The sequence below is a fragment of the Pseudomonas sp. 2822-15 genome (assembly GCF_002742515.1).
Lineage (GTDB): Bacteria > Pseudomonadota > Gammaproteobacteria > Pseudomonadales > Pseudomonadaceae > Aquipseudomonas > Aquipseudomonas salomonii.
Window position 1 is genome coordinate 1 of the sequence record NZ_LJRY01000227.1, and the last position, 470, is coordinate 470.

At 52.8% G+C, this 470-nt stretch carries 1 protein-coding gene; it reads left to right on the forward strand.

All coding sequences use genetic code 11. The features are described 5' to 3' along the window. Positions 1-470, forward strand: a 470-nt coding sequence (locus AOA59_RS32460; protein ID WP_158235265.1) for an immunoglobulin-like domain-containing protein, incomplete at both ends; no start/stop codon positions are given.

Genomic DNA, 470 nt, shown 5'->3' on the forward strand with positions numbered 1-470 from the left:
GTGTTTAATACTCCAGCCAATGACGTCTATAACAACGGTTCGACTGTCAGCACCACCATCGCGAAGACCGAAGGCGGTAACTTCGAGAACCTGGTCACCGATCCGAAGGCAGCTGAAACAGCCATCACTGACTCGATCGATAACACCACGGTTTCGCTGAGTGCTGATAAAGCCTCTGTAGTTGAAGGCGGTGACATCACTTACACCGCGACCTTGACCAACAAAGCGCAAACAGACGTTACCGTGACGCTTTCGAACGGCCAGACCATCACGATCAAGGCCGGTGAAACTGTCGGCTCGACCGTGTTTAACACTCCAGCCAACGACGTCTATAACAACGGTTCGACTGTCAGCACCACCATCGCCAAAACCGAAGGCGGTAACTTCGAGAACCTGGTTACCGATCCGAAGGCAGCTGAAACAGCCATCACTGATTCGATCGACAACACCACGGTTTCGCTGAGTGCAGA